Here is a 20031-nt window from a genome sequence, read left to right as displayed (position 1 = left end):
GACCTCAGGCATCGACGTCAGCGCGTCGTATCGGCTGGAAGACGTGTGGGGCGGCGACCTGACCGTCAACTTCGACTGGACCCACATCCTCACCTACGACGCCAGCGACTACGTCGTGGGCGGCGTTGTGGTGGCGGAGGGTTATTCCGGCCTTGGAACCGTGAACGAGCTGACGGGCCGCAACAGCCAGCGCGTGTTCGAGGACCGCGCCTCGTTGGGCCTGAACTACCGCCGCGGCATCCACAACCTCAACATCACGACGCGGTTCGCCTCGTCGCTGACCAACGACGATACGGCGGACTATCTCGAGAGCGGCGCCACCAACGCCAACGTCGGCGCCGCCAACGGTGTCGTGCCCTCGGGGGCGGCCTGTGTCGACCTGCCGAACAGTCCGCCGGTCCCGTCCGGCGCCGGCAGCGGCTCGCACGGGGCCAACTCGGGCGCCGTCGTGGGCTACTGCGCCGGCCAGAACGTCGCCGTGCTGACCGGCAGGAAGATCCCCGCCGCGTTCGTCACCGACGTCAGCTACCAGCTAGCCGTGCGCGAGGACACGACGGTCACCGTCACCGTCCAGAACCTGCTCGGCGAAGACCCGAACTTCACGCGCGATGTGCTGGGCTACGACGCCGGCGTGGCCAGCCCGCTGGGCCGCACAATCCGTTTCGGCGTGCGCAAGCGCTGGTAGTTCTTCCCCCACGCCGGCGAGATCCGGACGTGCAACTTGCCGGGACGCCTTCGGGCGCCCCCGGCCATCCTTTCCGCGGCGCCGGACCGTTGCGATGGACTCAGCGTCGCCAGGCCGACCCTCAGCCGGCGACTCCTGAGACGGCGTGTCCGGCCGTGAGGCCGTCCTGATCCTCGAGCGCGACCGCACGCGCTCTACGCCGGCAAGACCCAACCGTATCTGCGCACGTGGGGGATCGCCTAAGCCGATCGATTGCGCTGGTTCGGCCAAGGCGCCGTCCTAACAACGGGGCCGGGCCCGGTTGTCCGCCAAGCGAGCACCTGGGGCTTGGGCGATGGGGGTCAATGTTGAGCCCGTCGGGCGCTGATGTCGCGGGGTGGACGACGCCGATAGACCTTCAGGTGGCGGCGAGGGGCTGTGATCAACCGGCCGCGACCGAGCGGGGCGCCGGGGCCGGCGCGGTCGCCCTCGCAGGCACCCGCGCCGGCCGCCTCTCGCGCGGTCAGTCGGCGCGGGTCGGCGTCAGGGCGAGGTCAACCATGATCTCGGCAGAGATGGCTTCCAGCGCAGCCTGCACGTCGCCCAGCGCGCGGCCGGCGGGCAGCCGCACCCGGGCCTCCAGGTGGAACAGCTGGGCGCCGGAATGGGCCTCGAGGCTGAGCCGGGTGTCGAAGCTCTCGATGTTGACCCCGAGCCCGCTCAGCACCTTGGTGACGTGGTGCACGATCCCCGGCTGGTCCTGGCCGACCAGTTCGAGGTCCAGCATCTCTCCGGTGACGTAGGGGGCGGACGGCGCTGGCGCGATCCGCACCTCCAGGCCCTGGTCGTCCACCGCCTGCACCGCCGAACGCAGCGCATCCTCCCGATCCGCCGCCAGATCCACGAGCACCGAGCCGACATAGAGCCCGCCCAGTCGGCTGAGGTGGCTCTCGAGCCAGTTGCCGCCGGCGCTCAGGACCGCGCTCGCGAGGGCCTCGGTAAGTCCCGGCCGGTCGCTGCCAGTGACGCTGAGGATAAGGCGGGTCATGCGGGCTCCTGGGGATGGCCACGAACGGGAGGCGACGCTGGCGCGGCGCGTGAGCTTCCCAGGCTAGCGGCGGCGGGCGGCGTTGTCTCGCCGGGGCCGTCGCCCCGCCTTCGGCCTAGCCGGTCGCTGCTGGCGCGTGGGCGGGGTGGGTCGCCGAGCTCGCCGCCGCGGCTGCGATCGGCTCTATCAGCTGCACCGTGAGGGTCACGGTCAGTCCCTCGGGCGCGTAGGACATCTGTGACCGGCCGCCGAGTTCGCCGTCCACCGCCGCCCGCAGCAGGCGCGTCCCGAAGCCTTCGCGCGCCGGGGACTTCGCAGGCGGGCCGCCCCGCTCGCGCCAGAGCAAAGCCAGCCGCCCCGCCGCGTTGACCCCCCACACGACCTCCAGACGACCCTCAGGCGTGCTCAGGGCCCCGTACTTGGCGGCATTGGTGGCCAGCTCGTGGAATGTCATACCGAGCGCCAGAGCCTCCCGGGGCCGCAGCAGCACTTGCGGCCCGTCGAGATGGCACTGCCCCGCCGCATAGGGGCTGAGCTCTTCCTGCAGGAGCTCTTGCAGGCCGGCATGCTCCCAGCTGCTCCGGGTCAGGGCGTTGTGGGTCTGAGACAGCGCCATCAGCCGGCTTTCGAAGGCGGCGCGGAAGTCCGGCACCGATACGGCGCCGCGCGCCGACTGGCGGGCGATCGATTGCACGGCGGCGAGCGTGTTCTTCACCCGGTGGTTCAGCTCGTCGATGAGCAGGCGCTGGCGGCGTTCGGCGTCGGCCAGACCTTCGAAGGCCCGGCGCCGGTCCGTGATGTCGAGCACCACCCCCACCATGCGGCGGGGCGCCTCGCCGCGACGCTGCACCACGCGGCCCCGGATGTTCACCCAGCGCGTCAGGCCGTCGGGCAGGCGGATGGCGTGCTCGACGTCGTGGATGGCGCCGGGGGCGGCGGCCGCGGCCAGGAGCTCCGGTCGGCGAAGGCGGTCCTCCTCCGACAGGCTCGCCAGCAGGTCGGCATAGCTGAACGTCGCGTCGGGTCTGCGCCCGAAGATCGCCCGCGCCCGTGGCGAGGTCTGCAGCGACATCTCCGGCAGCGTCAGCTCCCAATAGCCGACGCCGCCGGCGTCGAGGGCGCTCATCACATTGAGGCGCTGGTCATAGAGCGAGGCGAGGAGGGCCAGGGCGAGGATCAGGATGGTGGCGCCGGCGACGCCGACGCCGAGGACGACGGGCGGGGGCGCCGGGGAGGGGCTGGCCGCTGTCCGGCAGGACGGTGAGGGTGAGACCGGCCATGGCGGTGTAGTGCATGCCGACGATCGCCAGGCCGAGGATCACCGAGGCGGCTGTCCGCCAGGGGAGCGACCGCTCGCGGCGGACGGCGAAGAGCGCGGCGGTGGCGGCCGTCACGGCGATCACGAGCGATGCGGCCACATAGCCCGGCCGGTAGCCGAGCGAGACGGCGGTGCGCAGCGCCGCCATGCCGACGTAATGCATCAGGCAGATGCCGAGCCCCATCAGCGCCCCGGCCAACAGCAGGCGGCTCGTGCGGGGCGCCGGCGCGGGCGGCGGCGAAGAAGGCGGCGCAGGTGGCGCCCACCGCCAGGGCCAGGGAGAGGACCGTCAGCGGGACGTCGTAGCTGACTGGGCTGCCGGGATCGAAACCCAGCATGGCGATGAAGTGCATCGACCAGATGCTGGCGCCCATGGCGATCGCCGCCGCCGCCAGCCAGACGCGACGGCTCGCGCCGACGTGGGCGTGGACCCGCCGGAAGAGGTCGAGGGCCGTCCAGGAGCCGAGTACGGCCACGACCAGCGACAGGACCATGAGGATTGAATGGTGCGCGGAATGCATCGGCGCGATCTGAACTCTTCCCCCGGCGCGGCGCGGCTCAGCAGCGATCCGGCGACTAAGGATCGGCCGGCCCCCGCGCGCGCGTTCCGCTCCAACGCTCAAGCTTTGCGCATGTTCCGACGGATCGGCTAGATAAGGGGCGGGGATCTGGGCGCGGGGAACCTCCGATACGTCTAAGGCGGCTGTTAATCAGCGCTAACCGCTAGCTGGTGGGTGATCGCGGACAGGGCCGCGCCATCAGCCATGTCCTGGGCGATCCCGAGCCGCTCGGCGGTCTCGGAAAAAGGTGAGGCCCGCGAAGCGGCAGAGGACTGCGACCCAGCGTAGGTGCGACCGCAGGGCAGGAACGATCTGCTTGAGGGTGAGGGTTTCCTCCTGGTCCGCGGCCGCGCCGCCTTTCAAGTTGAAGGTCGGGTCGATGGCCGGGAGGTCGTCGCGGACCACGCTGCCGAGGTGGAGATCAAGGGCGGCGTTGCGGGGAATGGTGGCCAGCAGCCCCTGGGATGGCGGGGCCGCGGGTCGGGGTTCTGCTGGGCGGTCTTGAGGAAGGTCACCTGCGGCAGGCGCTCGGTGAGATGCCGACCGTACCGGAGCCGGAGAAAGGCGAGGAGCCAGCTCCGGTGGCGGCGGAACAGCGGCCCGAGGTGGTGCGAGGGAGGCGCTGTCTCGACTCACGTGCCGGCCACGATCACTGAGCCATAGAATAGATGATGGGGTCGGCAGCCACGGGCATCTTACCGACTGTCACCTTCGTGAAGGCGTTGCCATGCGGCTCGTACCAAGCCCCCGCCCCTGAAGCCCGGGCAACATGCGATAGAACGATATCACCGACCGTGTGAACTTGCTCGTGTGTTCAGAACCGCGCTCGAAGGCCTGATCGGTATATGAGGTGTGTCAACCGGATGGGAGAAGCCGGGTGCTGAGGCGAGCAAGCGGAGCCAGGTTCCGCCAGCTCACTCGCGTGTATGCGGGTACGGCCTCTGCAAAGACCCTGACTCCTGCGGTTCTGCACGCTCCTACTCTTCGGGAAAGCCCTCGTCGGCAGTAAATCGGTCCCTAGGTCAGGCAGGCTGCTGATCCCGATCTTGTGATGGAGAGCCTCTAACCAAAGGTCGAGTTCCTCCCAGGGCGCGCCAGGTAACCGCGTAAGCTCTCCGTGCATCCCGGCGGAAGCAAGCCGTGGGATGAGCGAGAGGGCCCGCGTAGGTGATCGTTTGACGCGCATCCTCATGCGTGGCCGGATGTCCGGAAGGGAACAAGGCAGGCCTCTCGCAAGAGCCTCGATCATGCTGTTTGGCAGGCCTTCGGCGCGAGCTGCCGAAAAAAGCACATCTGCACTGTTGCACCGTGCATGGACTCGCGCACACCCTGAGCATGCCCCGAAAATATGACACCATCGGCCAGGCAACTGCTGTTGTATCTATCTAAATAGTTCATTGCTGGGGCTCTTCGTTTATTCAGGGTAAGGCTGACTTCCGGGGATTAGCCGTGTCGACGCTATCTTCAGCTCGGCCGTACTGAACACACCGCGCGCGAGTGCGTTACCCGACCCTGCTTATCTGCCAGGACCACCATGCCTCCAGACGACCGCCGAAGCTTCTCGGCCAGCCTCGCACCCTATCAAGCGCCCGATACGCGGCGGAGTGTGGCGGAGGTCGCCGCGACGGGGGCGCCGCTCGTTCTTCTCTGGGCTGCGCTTTACCTGTGCGTGGCTCGCGGCTGGTGGTGGGGGTTGCCGCTGGCGCTGCCGACGGCGCTGTTCCTCTTGCGTCTGTTCATGATCCAGCACGATTGCGGTCATCGCGCGCTATTCCGTAGCCCTTGCATCAATACCTGGATTGGCCGATTGGCTGGCGTGCTGACTATGACGCCCTATGAGTACTGGCGGCGGACCCATGCGGTGCACCACGCCACGTCGGGGGATCTGGATCGCCGAGGCCTCGGCGCGATCGAACTCCTCACCGTCGCCGAATACCGGGCGCTGCCCTGGTGGCGGCGCGTGGCGTATCGCGCCTACCGGCACCCGCTGACCCTGCTTGGCCTTGGGCCCGCCTACATGTTCGTCCTGCAGCACCGGCTGCCGATCGGTCTGATGCGCGAGCGGTGGGCCTGGGCGAGCGTTCTCGGCAACAGCCTCGGGATCGCTGTGCTGGCGGCAGGCCTGATCGCGACCTTCGGCGTCCGCGCCTTCCTGGTGGCGCACCTTTCGGTGGTCATCCTGGCGGCTACGATCGGTGTCTGGCTCTTCTATGTGCAGCACCAGTACGAGACGACCTATTGGGCGCCGAACGTCGCGTGGGATCGCGAGAAGGCCGCGCTGGCCGGCAGCTCGCATCTAAGACTGCCGCAGCCGCTAGCCTGGTGGACCGCCCACATCGGGGCGCATCACGTTCACCACGCCGCCCCCCGGATTCCCTTCTACCGGCTGCCGGAGGTCGTGCGGCGGGAGCCAGCCGTCCGAGGCCCCCCGAGCTCAGCCTCCGCGACGCGATCCTGTCCCTGCGGCTGGGCCTCTGGGACGAGGCGCGCCAACGGCTCGTCAGTTTCCGAGAGGCCCGGGCGACGGGGCGCGAGGTCGTTCTATCCCAAGTCTAGGCGCCGTGCGGCGCACAACTGCTGGTGCGACCGATCGCCGGTCGCTATTCCGAGCGCTGCCCCGCCCCAAAGGTATAGTGGGCTGCGAGCCGATGCGCGTTAGAGCTCTTTAGGGTGCGTCGGATAAACTGGTTGGCCGCAATTGTGGTCGCCTCCGTGAGTCTCTTCGGTTTCGCGGTCGCGGCTTCAGCTGAGACCCTCAAGGCGACCACGGTCTGCGAGATCGTCGCCTACGAGCTGGGCTCGGGCGACAAGATCCGTTCGATCACCGTCGGAGAGGACGCCCTGACCGGTGAGTTGAAGATGGGCGGCTGGGCAAGGTTTCGTTGCCGCTCATCGGCGATCTGCAAGCCGCCAGAATGACTATTCGCGAGTTCCCGAAAGAGTTCGGGACCGCTCTTTTGGTCGGCTATCTGCGCGATCCTCGGGTCTCAGTGGATGTCCTCAGTCATTGTCGCTTCTGATCCTAGGCGAAGTTAACAAGCCGGGCGAGTGCCCCCTACAAAACCGGGCTGACCGTCATGAACGCGGTGGCGACGGCCGAGGGTTTCAGGTAACGTGCGAACACACGGCGGGTGTTCATCAAGCGAGCGGATAGCAATGCTGAGCAGGGCTTCCCGCTCAACAGCAAGACGCCTGCGGCACCTGGCGACACGATCCGAGTTGCGGAACGCTTCTTCCAGGCGCGTCACTGGGACGTGTGCTCCTGCTATGGGCCGGCGTCCCGCCAGCGGCTCGTGATTTGCGGGCACCTGGATTTCGTCTGAACGGCTGCACGTTTAGGAACGCGCAAGCCCGGAATCGAATTGGCCGCGACACCGGACAGGCCCGCAGTCTTGCAACGCTTGCGCGAACAGGGGGAGGCCTCGCCCTGTGACCGATTGGATTACCCTCCGGCGAGTAACGTCGCGGACTATCGCGCTTGGTCCATCCTCTCCTTCGAATCCGATGACGTCGTCGGGAGACGGCACATCGCCACCCGCAACACGGGCCGCATCGTGAAGGTGGTGCGGTTCGGTTCCTGCGCCCGCGGCGACTGGGAGGAATGGGCGAGCGGCTACCGCTCCGACTACGACCTGCTCGTGGTGATCAACCACGAGGAGCGGACAGACGTCGTCGAGTATTGGGCCGGCGGCGACGAGCACCTCCTGCGAGAGCACGAGACTACCAAGACGCTGTCGGCACCGGTCAACTTCATCGTCCATTCCCCCGCCGATGTGAACCGGCACCTCGGCACCGGCAGACCTTTCTACGTGGACATCGTCCGAGACAGGGTGCTCCTCTACCAGTCGCAGGACGAGCCGTTCTCGAAGCCGTGTTGGCTGTCGCCGGAGGAGGCGAGGTAGCGCGGGGCTACTATGAAGACGGGTTCGAGACGGCTGGGCAGTTCTACCGCCAGTTCGAGCGCGCCGTCGCTGATGGGGTGCCAGAGGTGGCTGCCTTCGATCTTCACCAAGCCACGGAGCGGCTCCACCACTGCCTGCTGCTGACACTGACGCTCTACAGCCTGAAGTCGCACACGCTCAGCTTCTTGCGGGCCCAGGCCGAGCGCCTGGCGCCCGACTGATTGACATCTGGCCTCGGACGAGCAAGTTCGAGCAGAGGTGATCCGAGCTGCTCCGGCGCGCCTATGTGGATCCCCGCTACTCGCCCCACTACAAAATCACTGCGGAAGAGCTCGCGTGGCTGAGTGAGCGCGGACCTGCAGTATCGTGTCCGAAGGGCTTGCGAGCCGAGACTGGCGGCCGACGACACGATCCAAGAGTGAGTTCAATTTCCCCTGAGCCGCGGTGGGCCGGCGCGCCTCCGGGGGGCTGAGGCTGGCCCATCGCGGCGGCGCGGCTTAGCCGGAGCGCGTCGGCGGCGGGGGGTAGACTTACGTCTCCCCAGTCCGGGCGTGGGTCGTCATCCTGCTGGCGTGGCGACTTTCACCATACAGGTCCCGAATGACGTGGCGCGGCGCTTCACCGCCCTCTGCGGGGACCGCGCGGAGCGCGAGGCGAGGCTTCGCCGACTGATCCTTGCGGACGTGACGCTCGCCGAAGAGCGGCGTCCGCTCACGGAGACGCGCGGTCGCGCGCAGCGCGTCATGGTCCGCCTGACGGCCGAGGAGACCGAAGCCGTCGACCAGCTGGCCGCTTCGATCGGGTTCGCGCGATCGGCCTGGGTGGCGGCCCTCGTGCGCCGGCGGCTGCTCGGCAGACCGACCTTCGCCCGGCCCGACGTCTTATCCCTGATGGCGATCCGCTCAGAGCTTCGACGTATGGGCCTCGCTCTGAAGCAGATGACTGCCTCGGTCCAAGCCGCGGTGGCGGGTCAGCAGTCCCTGGAATCCGAGCTCGCGGCCATCGGACGGCTGCAGCGTGAGCTTCACGACATCTGGGCGGGGCTTGGCCAAGCCTTCCATGGCAATCTCGACTACTGGGATCCCGTTGATGGATGACATGAGGGCCATTCCCGGCTTCGAGGACGTCTGGCGCGCGCCAGCTCGGCAGAGGCGCGTCGCGCCTGAGGCCTTGCTGCGGCCGCGTCGCCTGAACGCCAGCACGAGGGCGCGGCTTGCGCGGCTTGTGAACGGCGCGCCGGAAGTCGTGGTGAAGATCACGGGACGGGTGCGGTCGACCTCCCACCTTCGCGCCCACCTCGACTATGTCTCTCGCAAGGGCGAGCTGGAGGTTGAGGATGATCGAGGCGCCGTCCTGGCGCGCGAGGATCTCAAGGACCTCGCCGAGGAGTGGGGTGACCTCGCCCTGATCGATGGTCGCCACCGGCACGACTCCCCGTCGCAACATCGTTCGTGCTGTCTATGCCCGCGCAAACCGATCCGGAGGCCTTTCGCGACGCGGCGCGGGGTTTCGCGGCGGACGCGTTCTCAGGCCGCTTCGAGTATGTCTTCGTTCTGCACCGCGACACCGACCATCCGCACGTTCATCTGACCGTGCGCCCCTTCGGGTCCAACGGCGAGCGGCTGAACCCAAGCAAGGCCGATGTGGCCGTCTGGCGCGAGTTGCTGGCCGAACAGCTGCGGGAGCGGGGCATCGAGGCGGAAGCCACGCCTCGCCGCGCCCGCGGCGTCACCCGCAGGCGTGAACAGGGGCCGCTTCGCCGGATGGGCGATCGGTATGAAGCCGGCGGAGGTCCTGTCGCCGAGACGACCCGTGCGGCCTACCTCGAAGCCGGACTGGCGGCCGTCCGAGGCGATCACGTGCCTCGGCCGTGGGAGATCTCGCTTCTGCGACGGCAGCAACGAATCCGGGCGCTATATCTCGCGCAGGCTGAAGTGCTCAGAGCCTCCGATGCGCCGGGCGATCGTGAGCTCGGGGATGCGGTCAAGGCCTGGGTCAGAAAGATGCCTCAGCCAGAGTCCCGTCGCCTGGCCATGGCGCGCGAACTCCGAGGGGCCTGGGAGCGCGAGAGGCGTGAACAGCAGCGCACACGAGAGCGCGGGCGTGAGCGCTGACCGCCTCCAGGGACCGTCCCGGACGGTTCGTGTTGGCGAGCGCCGATCTCAACAGACGCGGGAGGCGGAGAGGGTCCTGGCCGCAACTAAGGCCCTTACCCCACGCTCGAACACCGCATCATCGACCGCTTCGGCGGGCAAGACCGCGGCGGCGAAGGCGCTGCGGCGCGGGCCCCGCAGCGCGAGGGGCGTTCCCGGCAGGCTCGTCCGATCTTCGCCGGAACGGCATACAGGGTGACCCTCGCGAATGGTCGAGGCCCCGCACCGGGGCTGTGTGCTGGACCGGCGCGCCAGGCGATCAGCTATCGGCGTACTTGACCGCGCAGCCGTAGGGCCGGCTCGTGGGCACAGAGACCGGTTTTCCCGCCTTCAGTTCCGTCAGCGCCGCGAGCACGTGGTTGCGGGCGCCCACGAGGTCCGCAGGGTTGGCCGTCGGCTTGTCGTCGATCCCGCCGGCGTAGACCAGCACGCCGGCCTTATTGATGACGTACATGTGGGGCGTCGTCTTTGCGCCGTAGCGCCGACCGGCCTCGCCGCGCGGATCCAGCAGATAGGCCGCCGGCTGCGCGCCGCTCTGGGCCACCTGAGCCCGGGCCTCGGCGCCGCTCATATGACCCTGTTTGCCCGGCGCCCCCGAGTTGATCGTCAGCCAGGCCACGCCATCGCGGGCGACGGTGGCCTGGGTCTTCTGCATGTTGCCGCTGTCGTAGTGCTTCTTGACATAGGGGCAGCCGGGATTGTGCCACTCGAGCACAACGGTCCTGCCCCGGAAGTCGGAGAGGGAGACGGCCTTGCCGGCCGCATCCGTCAGGCGGAAGTCGGGCGCGGGCTGGCCCACAGCGGGGGCGGCGGCGGCCGGGGTCACGATGGCGGCGGCCATCAGCACGGCGAGCATCATCTTCATCTGGAGGATCCTTCCATCAGGCTGGGGGAGGGGCCGGCGGTCACAGATCGACCGTCAGGCTCATCTGGAAACGGCGAGGCAGGTTGTAGAAGAAGCCCTCGCCCATGTTGTTGTAGCCGTAGGCGTTGTTGAACGAGGCCAGCTGGGCGCGGAACGTGGCCGGTCGGCCGGACAGGTCGAAGCGATATCGCGCGCCCAGGGCCGCGGCGTAGCGGGCGGGGATCACGAAGGTGTTGGCGGCGTTGGCGATGCGGTCCGACGTGCCTTCGTAGGCGAGATCCAGCGAGAGACCCTCCGTCCAGGGGACGTTCCAGTTCAACGCGCCGTTCACATTGACATTGATCGACCCGATCGGCCGCGGCCCGATCAGGCCGAGCTCGACGGCGTCCCCGCTCACCTTCGCGTCCATCAGCACCGCGCCCAGCACCAGGCTGACGCGTGGGTGGAGCTGGCCTGCCAGCGAGACCTCCAGGCCCCTATGGCGCCGCTCGCCGAGGTCCCGGAAGACGAACGCCGGATCAAGGGCGAAGTAGGACTTCCGGACGTCGAACACCCCTGTGACCAGTCGCAGCGACGGCGTGAGGGTCGCCCGGAATCCCGCGTCCATCTGCTCGGTCAGGATGGCCGGCGGGGCCTCGCCCCGGTTCACGGCGACGTCCGGGGCCACGGGGCTCTCCTCCAGGCCCTTGGTGTAGCCGGCATAGACGACAACGTTGGGCCGCGCGTAGACCGACAGGGCGGCGTTGAACAACCATGGGCTGGACTGCGAGACCGGCAGAGGGCCTGACGGACGGACGACCGCCTTCTCATAGGTCGTGCGCTGGACGCCTAGGCTGAGCTCGCCGACGTTGCGCCAACGGCCCTCGTAGCCCACGCCGGCCGTCAGTTGCCGCACCTCGTCGGTCGTCTGCGGCCCTGGCGTGAAGTCTGGCTCAGGAAGGTCGAGCGGCGCGTCAATCCGGCCGACGCCGAACCTGAAGCGCTGACCGCCTCCGTAGCGACGGTCCTGCAGGCGGCCGCGCGCCATCAGGTGCACGAGGTGCAGGCGATCGCCGTCGACCAGCTCCCGGGTGACGCGCAGCTCACCGGAGGTGGAGGCGAACTGCCGGTCGGTCTCCAGGAGGACGTCGCGCTGGGCCTCGCCTTCCGGAGACGCGCCGAGAAAGAACGGGCTGTAGGCTCGCAGCTGCTCCGAAACGGACCGGAAGGCGCCCGCCCGCACGGTCCACTCGCCAGAGCGGTAGCCGCCGATCATGCCGTAGTTGAAGCCCTGGTTGGCGTTACGCGCCCACGAGGGGCCGAAGTAGCGCCGGCGGTCCATGCGCGGCGGCAGATAGGCGCCGGCGGTGAAGATGACCGGTTGGGCCTCCTCGCCCCGGGTGGCCTGGCCGCTCCAGAAGGGAACGAGTTCGAGCGCCTCGCTGGGTCGCCAACGCGCCGTGAGGGCAGCGGTGACCAGGCGGCGATCGCCGCCGTGGTAGATCTCCTCTGACGCCACGCCCACGCCGCCGGCGACGCCCAGGTCCTCGCGGATCGGCAGTTGCGCATCGATCTCCGCATTGGCGCCCAGATAGGGCCCGACCCCGACCACCACGCTGGTGACCGGCTCTGGTCCCGGCAGCCGCAGCGAGAAGTCTGCGACCCCCGTCGGCGCGGGGAAAGGGTAGCCTTGCGCCGTGAGACCGACCCGCACATTGCTGCCGGACACCAGACGTTCGTTGAGACTCGTCTGGTAGTCGAAGTACAGGCCGTTGATCCGAACGTTCCCGGCCTGGACCGGGCTGAAGCCCCGCGCCATGCCGGGAGAATAGAGACCAACCTTCTCGCTGCCGACGCTTGTGCCGAAGGCGTCCTGGGCCGAGGCCACGGCGTTCTCGCCAGCCCGCTGGGCCCAGGCCGCGCCCGGGTTCGCCAGCAGCGCCGCTATGCCCGCGCCGATCAACAGTCCTGACTTCATTCGCGCCTCCTGCCGCCAGACTGGCGACAGACGCGATCAGGCGCCGAACCGATCGACGAACGTCTCTACGGGCCGACGAGCGTCAACGACGGAGCGGAATGCGCAGGATGTTGCGGAATCCCCCTTGCGGCAGATCCTCGGTGTCCAGCGTGGCGGCGTCCCCAGATCGTGAACGCAACCGGTGGCGGACATTGCGCAGGCCGACCGACTCCCCCTTGGCGGGACCGCCGGTCGCCTGAGCGTCGTCCTCCACCACGATCTCAACGTCAGGGCCGTCCAGGCGCGCGCGGATGCGGATGCAGCTCGGGGCTTCCGACCTCGCCACGCCGTGCTTGACTGCGTTCTCCACCAGCGGCTGGAGCAGCAAGGCGGGCACGCGCGCCTCGGCGCTCCCGTCCGTCAGCGCCACCTCGAACCGCAGGCGCTCGGGGAAGCGCGTGCGCTCGATCTCGAGATACAGCCGCTGCAGGTCGACCTCTCCCGCGAGGGTCACGTCCTCCCTGGGATCGACCGCCAGGCTGCGCCGGAAGAAGTCGGAAAGCTGGATCACCATCTCCTCGGCGCGATCCGGCGCATCGCGGACAAGGGCGGCGATGGCGTTGAGGGTGTTGAACAGGAAGTGGGGGTTGATCTGGTACCGCAGCGCGCGGACCTGGGCTTCCTGCGCCTGGACCGCCAGAGCGGCGGCATGCCGTTCCTGCTCCTGGACGGTGATGCTGTACGAGAGCGCGAGGTAGGCTGTGGTCCAGGAGAGGAAGAACCAAAACCAGTACATGGCTGCGTAGAGGAAGTTCGGCAGCCAGTTCAGCTCCCCCGATTGAAGAGCATGGCGTTCCCCGCCGCCTGGATGCAGGCCACAAGGAGGGCGAGGGTCGCGCCGACCGTCGCCTGACGCGAGAACGGGCTGCGCCGCAGCGGCCGCAGTCCGAGGTAGATCACCCCGCACATGGCGGCGCCGAACAGCGCGAACAGGAAGCGGCGCGGAAGCGCCTGCATCGGATCGTGGAAGCCAGGTTCGCCCGAGGCGTGGTTCAGATGGGCCCGGACCACCATGATCACGAAGTGGATCGTGCAGAACACCACGATGAGGATGAGCGCGCCCCGATGGAGGCGGTCGGTCGCGACGGTCCCGCGCCGGTGGCCGATGCTGTTCAACGAAGCCCCCTGAAAGTCGGGCGAAGCCCGCCGCCGCAAGTTGATCGCTCGCGCGCGGCGAAGCGATCGGCATTGGACAGGCGTGGCGCCTTGATCGACAAACGTTAGATGCCTGGCGCCGAAAAATCCCCCCCTGCGGCTGCTGATCGTCGACGACGAGCCGCTGGCCCGCCGTCGGATCGTCCAGATGCTGGGCGGTCGTTCGGATGTGGAGATCGCCGGCGAGGCCGATGGCGGCCGGGAGGCGCTTCGTCTGCTGGAGACGTTACGCCCGGACGTGCTGCTGCTCGACGTCGAGATGCCCGGCGTCGACGGTTTCGCGGTGCTCAAGGCGCTACCTCCCGGCGTCACCCCGGCGATCGTCTTCGTGACCGCCTTCCAGGACCACGCAGTGAAGGCTTTCGAGCTGCGGGCGACCGACTTCGTGGTCAAGCCGGTCGCTCGAGCGAGGCTCGCGGCCGCGCTGGACCAGGCGCGCCAGACCGTCGAAGGCCGGCGGGCTGGCGAACGGCTTGCGGAGCTGCAGTCCCGGCTGGCGCGGCTCGAGAGCCGCGCGCTTTCGGCCGCGGAGCCTTGCGTCTGGGTGAAGATCGGCAGCGACAAACGCCGGCTGGCGCTTGCGGAGATCCGCTGGCTGGAGGCGGAACGCGATTTCGTGCGGGTTCATACGACGAGCCAGACGCATCTCGTCAGCGCGCTGCTCGGCGAAATGGAGAAGGCCCTGGACCGGGAGGCGTTTCTGCGGGTGCACCGGTCGGTGATCGTGCGCAAGGACAAGGTTCGCGCGGTCCTGCGAGGGCGCTTCTCGGCGCCCGTGCTCGAACTCGAAGGGGGGCAGCAGACGCCGGTGGGGCGAAAGTACCGTGACGCGGTGCTGGCGGCTTTCAACGTCGGCGCTTAGCAACCCCGCGAGACGAACCGTGGCTCGGCCGCCGACCAGATGTCCAGGCCGCCGCAGCGGAAGGCGCGGCGGCTCGGGCTGGCTCGGCGCTGGCGCTGCTGCGGCGACGGTCGCCGTCATGCCTTGTGGGGCTGACACTCGAAGCCGATCACCTCCGGATCCCGGCGCAGCGCCTCGAGCAGCGCTTCGGCGGCGTCGCTGAACCCTTCGACGGTCGCGCTGTATTCTAGGGTGTCGCCCTGTATCGCCTGGTTCACGGCGGCCGTCTTCAGTCGGTGCGCGGCCAGCAGATCGCAGAAGGCGCGCCGGCTGACCGGCGCCTGCCGGCTGTATCGGATCTTGAGGTCGGCGTAGCGGCGCTGCGGCAGCAGCCGCTCCGTTAGCGCGACCGCGGCCAGGACGAGCAGAGTCGCCGCGCCGCCGGCGATCGCCAGGGCGTAGAAGCCGACGCCAAAGAGGACCCCCAGCGCCGATGTGGTCCAGAGCGAGGCCGCGGTCGTGAGGCCCCGCACCGTGAAGCCCTCGCGGAAGATGACCCCGCCGCAGAGGAAGCCAATGCCGGTCAGCACGCCGTGGGCCATCCGGACCGGATCGATGCGGATGATGTCGTGCGGCGTGTCGGTGAGCCAGCGCACCTGGTGGACCGCCGCCAGCATGAGTAGCGCCGAAGACAGGCAGACCAGGATGTGCGTCCGGAAACCCGCCGGGCTCGACCGGTATTCGCGCTCGATGCCGATGATTCCGCCGGCGAGAATGGCGCCCGCGATAGGCCACAGCAGATCAGGGTCGAACAGGTCCATTCAGGGCTCCGGGTGAGTGCAAACGCCAATGCGGCGCCCGCTTGAGGGTTCCTGCCGTGCGGAGCGAGGATCGACCCGGCGCGCAGCCCCAGCCCCTCAGAGGGGATCGAGCTGCGCCGTGCCCGCTGCAGGGCCGCAGATCCTGATGCCGGCGAGGCGGTTTGCCTCGGCGGGAGCGTTCGAAGGTCCGCCGGACGCGCCCTCGGCTCCCAGCGGCGGCGGGCGTGCAGGGCGCCGTCCGAAGCGATGCTCTGGCGAAGTGCTGGCTCAGACCGCTCCAACGGCGGCTGGCGAGGGAAGCCGGCCTCCAGGCCGCATGGTCACTCGCAGGAGACCTCGCGGTCTCGCGATGTCGTTTCCGCCGAGCACCTTGAGCGCCGACAGTGAATTGGCGCGAAGGTCGCGGCCGTGGCTCTGGGCGGGGCGGCCAAACGTGGAGACCGACCCGCGTCCCGGGCGGCTCTGCGGCGACCGCCGAACAGCAACGGTAAGCGTCAGCTGCCTCTCGGGGCGAGGCCGCGGCGCTATTCCGTCACGCGACCTTTGACGAGCTTAAGCTGGATGGCCTTGCCGGTCGGATCCCTGGCTTGAAGACTTAGCGGCGGTGACCGAGGGGCCAGTTCGGCGCCAGCGGGCTCACGTCGTCCCCACGACCGGGTGGCTAGTCTGCAAGACGGCGCCCGCACCCCGCCAGGGCCAGGACAAACTGGACCTTCCGACACCTGTTCCGGGCCGCGACTTCGCGGGCGGCGCTTCCTCTCGAGGCGCGGCGCCGCTATCGGGGTTGAGGGGAGCGGATTGCGCGTATGAGGACGGGTTCGAGGGAGCCGCGCCAGACGGCGCACGTCTATTTCGGCATGGCGTCCAGCCTGCGGAAGCTGGGCTATGCGCACGGCCACGGCCCCCTGCGCGAGGCGCTGCTCGAGCAGGCTTTCGGCTGGACCCTGCTCGCCAACACCGTGCTCGCCCGCGTACGCGCCAAGGCTTCGCTCCGTTAGGTCGCATCGGTTTTAGAGGCGTGGCCGCACCCGGTGATGGCCCGGTCCTGCGCGGGGGCTAGGGACCGGGGCACCCGCCGCGCGGCGCCGGGGCTGACAGGCTCGGCGACATACTGGCAGGAAGGCGTCCGCCGTTGGCCAACAGCGGCTGCAAGGGTTTTCTGGCAGGCGAGTCGGCTGGGGGAACTCCGTAGAACCGCTGTTTGCGGGGTTCTCCCAGGTCCGATTACCCGATCTGAGGAGCCGGTAAGGCTCCGTTGGCGACGACGGTCGATGTCTCCCGCCCATGAGCTACACGATCAGCGCCCAACGCGGCCCCATCGCCTTCGCCACCCACCGCGCGTCTCCCGCCCAGACCCTCGCCTGCGGCCGCGAACTGGCGGCCGACGGCTGGCGCAAGGTGACGATCGTCGGCGCAGCCGGGGTGTTCACCCTGCAAGCGTTAGCGGCGCGGGTGGAGGCGACGACGCCCGAGGCTGCAACCTGAGCCGGTTGTGGCGCGCACCGGGGGCGCGAGGCCGCTCGGAAGGGTCGGGGCGCGAGCCCAGGCTGGACCCAGCCTGGGGCGGCTTCGTGGAGCGCAATGCAACAGGGACGTTTGTTGGTTGTTCAGCATCCGATCCGCCCGACCCACAAATCGGGTAGTCTCGGCGCCCGTCAGAATTTGGCGAGCATGTTCAGAAGCAGGCCTCGGCTGAAGGACGGGGCGGTGAGGTCGTCCGAATAGTCGGTGCTGGTTTAGTGGGGGAACGAAGCTGCTGTTCAAGAGCGAGGTCGCCGGAAAGGCCATATCCGCCGCCCGTCGGCCTGACGCCTGCCCAAGGCGCGACAAGCGTCGACGCAGCACCTTAGGTCCCGGTCCTTCCCGACAGGGCCAGCGACCGCCCGCTGCGCGGCGGGATCAAGCCCGGCTTTGCCTGAGACGCACGATGGTCGCGGTCGTCGATAGCAGGGCGAGGACGAGAACGGGACCCCAGACCGATGGACTCCGGACGGCTGCGGCGATTGACGTTTCGTCTGCAAGTATCTCCCCAAGACCGGCGCCGAGGGTTGTGAATATGAGGGACGTCGGGATTGCCCCCAACAAGGTCGCACCCGCGTAGGGCCAAAGCGGGACCGACGCCATGCCGGCCGCCACGTTGACGGCGTTGAACGGTAGCACCGGCGTCAAGCGCGCGCTGAGCACGATGAGGAACGGCTGCCTGGCGGCGACCCGGACAAACCGGGCCACGCCCGGGTGCTTTCGTGCGCTGCTGGGCGCCAAGCCGAGGAGGACCGACCGCGCGAGGCCGTGGCCCAGGAGTGCAGCCAGGGTCGAGGCGGCTACGACGGCGACGCCGCCCAGCATCGCGCCGAAGACGGCGCCCGCCAACAACGTGAGCGCAAGCGCTACGGGCAGGCCCAGCCCGGCCAGCACTCCGTAGGCGGCGACGAACCCCATGAGGATCCATGTGGGGTGGGCCTCGTAGCGCAGGTGCGCCCACTCGCGGGTCTCGGCCAGCTTCTCCAGGCTCAGGGCGTCCAGCGCTCCGATCCACCAGAGGGCGGCGGCGAGGGCGACCGCCGCCGCCACGACTAAGGCTCGGACCGCCCATCCCCGGCTGGGACGCGGCGCGGACGGGCGCTTCAAGGCGCGCCGGGGCTTTGCGGTGGAGCTCACGGCAAGCTGAACGGTGTAAGCGCGCGGTGGTTCGCGCAGGCCTCAGGCTTGCGGGGCGAAGACCGTTGTTCCTGCCTCGGCCTGACGAGGGCGCGTCTAGGCGGGCCCGTTCGCTGGCGCGGTTGCGGAGCTTCAAACCCCAGGCGCCGCGCCGTTCGGCGCCGTGGACGGGGGCGCCGGTCCCCAAGATTCGCCAAGAATTCGCAAGACCATCGGTCCGATGGTGCTCCGCACGGGCGCGCGATTCGACGTGCTCGCGCGCTTGCTATGCGATTTCGAACGATTTTCGATTGTGCACGGGGGATGATGATGTTCCCCCAAGCCCTTGCAAGGCTTGGGGGAACGTGGTGCCGCCGGGCAGGATTGAACTGCCGACCTCAGCCTTACCAAGGATGCGCTCTACCACTGAGCTACGGCGGCGAAGGCGGGCGCTATACCGGGCCGAACGGGTCGCGTGAAGCCCTAAAAAAGAAGGCCACGCGGCTTGACGGGCCTGACGTCGCGCCGCACCCCTCGTGCATGGAGCCCAAGGATCACAACGGGAAGGCGACGCCCGACGCGCGGGAAACCAAGCTGGCGGCGGCGCTGCGCGCGAATCTCCGGCGCCGCAAGGCCAAGGCTCGATCGGCCGTAGGGCCTCCGGCGAAGCCGTCGACCACCGACTGAGGCCATTGCGCGGTTCGGCGCGCACGTTAGATATCGCGCAGGGCGACCGCGGCTTCGCGCGGCCCTGCGCTTGCGAAGGATTTGGATTGGACCGCATCGCCATCACCGGCGGCGCGCGGCTGGAGGGCGAAATCCCGATCAGCGGCGCCAAGAACTCGGCCATCAAGCTGATGGCGGCGAGCCTGCTCACCGACGAGCCGCTGCGCCTGACCAACATGCCGCGTCTCGCGGACACCCGTTTCCTTGGCAAGCTCCTGCAGCGGCTGGGCGCCGAGCTGGTCGAGCGGGACGGCCCGGACGGCTCCGAGACTGTGCTCACCACGCGCGAGATCGTGAGCGGCTTTGCGCCGTACGACCTGGTCCGCCAGATGCGCGCCTCGTTCAACGTGCTTGGGCCGCTGCTGGCCCGCTCGGGCCAGGCGAAGGTCTCGCTGCCGGGCGGCTGCACCATCGGGGCCCGCCCCGTGGATCTTCATCTGCAGGCGCTGGAGGCCCTCGGCGCGCGGATCGACCTGCATGAGGGCTACGTCTATGCGCAGGCGCCGCGTGGCTTGCGCGGCGCTGAGATCGACTTTCCCATGGTGTCCGTCGGCGCCACCGAACACACCCTGCTCGCGGCCGCGTTAGCGGAGGGCGAGACGGTCGTGCGCAACGCGGCCTGCGAGCCTGAGATCGAAGATCTCGCCGACTGCCTGAACAAGATGGGCGCCAAGATCACCGGCGCCGGCACGTCGGAGATCCACATCCAAGGCGTCAGCCGCCTGTCCGGAGCGACGCACGCGGTGCTGCCCGACCGGATCGAGACCGGGACTTATGCGCTCGCCGCGGCCATGGCCGGCGGCGAGGTCCGGCTGACCCGCACCCGGAGCGATTTCATCCAGGCCCTGATCGACAAGATGGTCGAGGCTGGCGTCGACGTGACGGCGCACAACGACGGGATGACCATCAAGCGCAACGGCTCTCGCCTCCGGGCCGTTGAGGTGGAAACCGATCCCTATCCGGGATTCGCGACCGACCTGCAGGCTCAGTTCATGGCGCTGATGACGTTGGCGGACGGCGAGAGCGTGATCCGCGAAACGATCTTCGAGAACCGCTTCATGCACGTCCCGGAGCTGCGTCGCCTCGGCGCCGACATCAGCGTCCAGGGCGGGGAGGCGAGGGTGCGTGGCGTCGAGGCTCTCCAGGGCGCCCAGGTCATGGCGACAGACCTTCGGGCGTCCGTCAGCCTCGTCATCGCCGGCCTGGCGGCGCGCGGCGAAACCGTCGTCAACCGCGTCTACCACCTCGACCGCGGCTTCGAACGCCTCGAAGAGAAGCTCGGCGCCTGCGGCGCCCAGATCCGACGCCTGAAGGGCGGCGGCGAGGCGGAAGGGGAGGAGTAGCC

21 protein-coding genes, 1 tRNA gene and 1 pseudogene are annotated in these 20031 nt (G+C 68.9%); 12 read left to right on the top strand and 11 right to left on the bottom strand.

Annotated features, from left to right (window positions below; genetic code table 11):
- Positions 1–43: 43 nt before the first annotated feature.
- Complete coding sequence (locus tag LRS10_RS20160) at positions 44–685, top strand: TonB-dependent receptor (protein ID WP_257838799.1); 642 nt, start codon at positions 44–46, stop codon at positions 683–685.
- A 502-nt stretch (positions 686–1187) separates the two neighbouring features.
- On the opposite strand, the gene LRS10_RS20155 is transcribed toward LRS10_RS20160, so the two are convergent.
- The 4 genes and pseudogenes from LRS10_RS20155 to LRS10_RS25365 form a co-directional block, all read right to left on the bottom strand.
- Positions 1188–1712: a glycine cleavage system protein R gene (locus LRS10_RS20155; RefSeq protein ID WP_257838798.1), complete on the bottom strand. Its 525-nt coding sequence runs from the start codon at positions 1710–1712 to the stop codon at positions 1188–1190.
- Between the two features lie 115 nt (positions 1713–1827).
- Positions 1828–2838 (bottom strand): sensor histidine kinase, encoded by a 1011-nt coding sequence (locus tag LRS10_RS20150; RefSeq protein WP_257838797.1) that lies wholly within the window; start codon positions 2836–2838, stop codon positions 1828–1830.
- A 16-nt stretch (positions 2839–2854) separates the two neighbouring features.
- Complete coding sequence (locus LRS10_RS20145; RefSeq protein WP_257838796.1) at positions 2855–3229, bottom strand: MHYT domain-containing protein; 375 nt, start codon at positions 3227–3229, stop codon at positions 2855–2857.
- Between the two features lie 82 nt (positions 3230–3311).
- Positions 3312–3368, bottom strand: a pseudogene (locus LRS10_RS25365) (hypothetical protein); the annotation flags it as partial.
- Positions 3369–5124: 1756 nt separating this feature from the next.
- Here LRS10_RS25365 and LRS10_RS20135 point away from each other — a divergent pair.
- The 7 genes from LRS10_RS20135 (at position 5125) to LRS10_RS20110 (ending at position 9606) form a co-directional block, all read left to right on the top strand.
- Positions 5125–6249, top strand: a complete 1125-nt coding sequence (locus tag LRS10_RS20135; RefSeq protein ID WP_257838794.1) for a fatty acid desaturase — start codon at positions 5125–5127, stop codon at positions 6247–6249.
- Between the two features lie 53 nt (positions 6250–6302).
- Complete coding sequence (locus tag LRS10_RS20130) at positions 6303–6509, top strand: hypothetical protein (protein WP_257838793.1); 207 nt, start codon at positions 6303–6305, stop codon at positions 6507–6509.
- Positions 6506–6610, top strand: a complete 105-nt coding sequence (locus tag LRS10_RS25360; protein ID WP_374570641.1) for a hypothetical protein — start codon at positions 6506–6508, stop codon at positions 6608–6610. The genes LRS10_RS20130 and LRS10_RS25360 overlap by 4 nt, the downstream gene beginning before the upstream one ends.
- A 417-nt stretch (positions 6611–7027) precedes the next feature.
- Positions 7028–7492 carry a nucleotidyltransferase domain-containing protein gene (locus LRS10_RS20125; RefSeq protein ID WP_257838792.1) on the top strand — a complete coding sequence of 155 codons (465 nt, stop codon included), beginning with the start codon at positions 7028–7030 and terminating at the stop codon, positions 7490–7492.
- Positions 7465–7713 (top strand): hypothetical protein, encoded by a 249-nt coding sequence (locus LRS10_RS20120; RefSeq protein ID WP_257838791.1) that lies wholly within the window; start codon positions 7465–7467, stop codon positions 7711–7713. Before LRS10_RS20125 ends, LRS10_RS20120 begins: the two co-directional genes overlap by 28 nt.
- 351 nt (positions 7714–8064) lie before the next feature.
- Complete coding sequence (locus LRS10_RS20115) at positions 8065–8589, top strand: hypothetical protein (protein WP_257838790.1); 525 nt, start codon at positions 8065–8067, stop codon at positions 8587–8589.
- A gap of 354 nt (positions 8590–8943) precedes the next feature.
- On the top strand, positions 8944–9606 hold the full coding sequence (locus LRS10_RS20110) for a relaxase/mobilization nuclease domain-containing protein (RefSeq protein ID WP_374570636.1): 663 nt from the start codon (positions 8944–8946) through the stop codon (positions 9604–9606).
- 298 nt (positions 9607–9904) lie between these two features.
- Here the strand turns inward: LRS10_RS20110 and LRS10_RS20105 are convergent, their stop codons facing one another.
- The 4 genes from LRS10_RS20105 to LRS10_RS20090 all read right to left on the bottom strand — a co-directional run bounded on the left by LRS10_RS20105 (position 9905) and on the right by LRS10_RS20090 (position 13622).
- Positions 9905–10510 (bottom strand): redoxin domain-containing protein, encoded by a 606-nt coding sequence (locus LRS10_RS20105; protein WP_257838788.1) that lies wholly within the window; start codon positions 10508–10510, stop codon positions 9905–9907.
- Between the two features lie 40 nt (positions 10511–10550).
- Positions 10551–12467, bottom strand: a complete 1917-nt coding sequence (locus LRS10_RS20100; protein WP_257838787.1) for a TonB-dependent receptor — start codon at positions 12465–12467, stop codon at positions 10551–10553.
- An 82-nt stretch (positions 12468–12549) separates the two neighbouring features.
- On the bottom strand, positions 12550–13242 hold the full coding sequence (locus LRS10_RS20095; RefSeq protein WP_257838786.1) for a sensor histidine kinase: 693 nt from the start codon (positions 13240–13242) through the stop codon (positions 12550–12552).
- A gap of 29 nt (positions 13243–13271) precedes the next feature.
- A complete protein-coding gene (locus LRS10_RS20090; protein WP_257838785.1) occupies positions 13272–13622 on the bottom strand; it encodes a hypothetical protein in 351 nt (116 codons plus the stop codon).
- Between the two features lie 112 nt (positions 13623–13734).
- On the opposite strand from LRS10_RS20090, the gene LRS10_RS20085 reads away from it, so the two are divergent.
- A complete protein-coding gene (locus LRS10_RS20085; protein ID WP_308238030.1) occupies positions 13735–14523 on the top strand; it encodes a LytTR family DNA-binding domain-containing protein in 789 nt (262 codons plus the stop codon).
- Between the two features lie 116 nt (positions 14524–14639).
- Here the strand turns inward: LRS10_RS20085 and LRS10_RS20080 are convergent, their stop codons facing one another.
- Entirely contained in the window at positions 14640–15323 is a 684-nt protein-coding gene (locus LRS10_RS20080; RefSeq protein ID WP_257838784.1) for an MgtC/SapB family protein, read from the bottom strand.
- Between the two features lie 806 nt (positions 15324–16129).
- Between LRS10_RS20080 and LRS10_RS20075 the strand changes: the two genes are divergently transcribed.
- A complete protein-coding gene (locus tag LRS10_RS20075) occupies positions 16130–16321 on the top strand; it encodes a hypothetical protein (protein ID WP_257838783.1) in 192 nt (63 codons plus the stop codon).
- Between the two features lie 286 nt (positions 16322–16607).
- The gene (locus LRS10_RS20070) at positions 16608–16808 is read left to right on the top strand and encodes a hypothetical protein (RefSeq protein WP_257838782.1); all 201 of its coding nucleotides are present in this window, start codon (positions 16608–16610) and stop codon (positions 16806–16808) included.
- Positions 16809–17222: 414 nt separating this feature from the next.
- On the opposite strand, the gene LRS10_RS20065 is transcribed toward LRS10_RS20070, so the two are convergent.
- Positions 17223–17894 (bottom strand): TVP38/TMEM64 family protein, encoded by a 672-nt coding sequence (locus tag LRS10_RS20065; RefSeq protein WP_257838781.1) that lies wholly within the window; start codon positions 17892–17894, stop codon positions 17223–17225.
- 432 nt (positions 17895–18326) lie between these two features.
- A tRNA-Thr gene (locus LRS10_RS20060) sits at positions 18327–18401 on the bottom strand.
- Between the two features lie 332 nt (positions 18402–18733).
- On the opposite strand from LRS10_RS20060, the gene murA reads away from it, so the two are divergent.
- Complete coding sequence (murA, locus tag LRS10_RS20055) at positions 18734–20029, top strand: UDP-N-acetylglucosamine 1-carboxyvinyltransferase (protein ID WP_257838780.1); 1296 nt, start codon at positions 18734–18736, stop codon at positions 20027–20029.
- Positions 20030–20031: the final 2 nt, after the last annotated feature.

This window comes from Phenylobacterium sp. J426, from assembly GCF_024699945.1.
In the GTDB taxonomy this organism is placed as follows: Bacteria; Pseudomonadota; Alphaproteobacteria; order Caulobacterales; family Caulobacteraceae; genus Phenylobacterium.
This window is presented reverse-complemented; position numbering and strand designations above follow the sequence as displayed.

Coding starts and splice junctions, on each gene's coding strand:
- LRS10_RS20155 (WP_257838798.1), bottom strand. CDS start 1,712: ATGACCCGCCTTATCCTCAGCGTCACTGGCAGCGACCGGCCGGGACTT.
- LRS10_RS20150 (WP_257838797.1), bottom strand. CDS start 2,838: ATGAGCGCCCTCGACGCCGGCGGCGTCGGCTATTGGGAGCTGACGCTG.
- LRS10_RS20135 (WP_257838794.1), top strand. CDS start 5,125: ATGCCTCCAGACGACCGCCGAAGCTTCTCGGCCAGCCTCGCACCCTAT.
- LRS10_RS25360 (WP_374570641.1), top strand. CDS start 6,506: ATGACTATTCGCGAGTTCCCGAAAGAGTTCGGGACCGCTCTTTTGGTC.
- LRS10_RS20105 (WP_257838788.1), bottom strand. CDS start 10,510: ATGAAGATGATGCTCGCCGTGCTGATGGCCGCCGCCATCGTGACCCCG.
- LRS10_RS20100 (WP_257838787.1), bottom strand. CDS start 12,467: ATGAAGTCAGGACTGTTGATCGGCGCGGGCATAGCGGCGCTGCTGGCG.
- LRS10_RS20095 (WP_257838786.1), bottom strand. CDS start 13,242: ATGTACTGGTTTTGGTTCTTCCTCTCCTGGACCACAGCCTACCTCGCG.
- LRS10_RS20080 (WP_257838784.1), bottom strand. CDS start 15,323: ATGGACCTGTTCGACCCTGATCTGCTGTGGCCTATCGCGGGCGCCATT.
- LRS10_RS20075 (WP_257838783.1), top strand. CDS start 16,130: ATGAGGACGGGTTCGAGGGAGCCGCGCCAGACGGCGCACGTCTATTTC.
- LRS10_RS20070 (WP_257838782.1), top strand. CDS start 16,608: ATGAGCTACACGATCAGCGCCCAACGCGGCCCCATCGCCTTCGCCACC.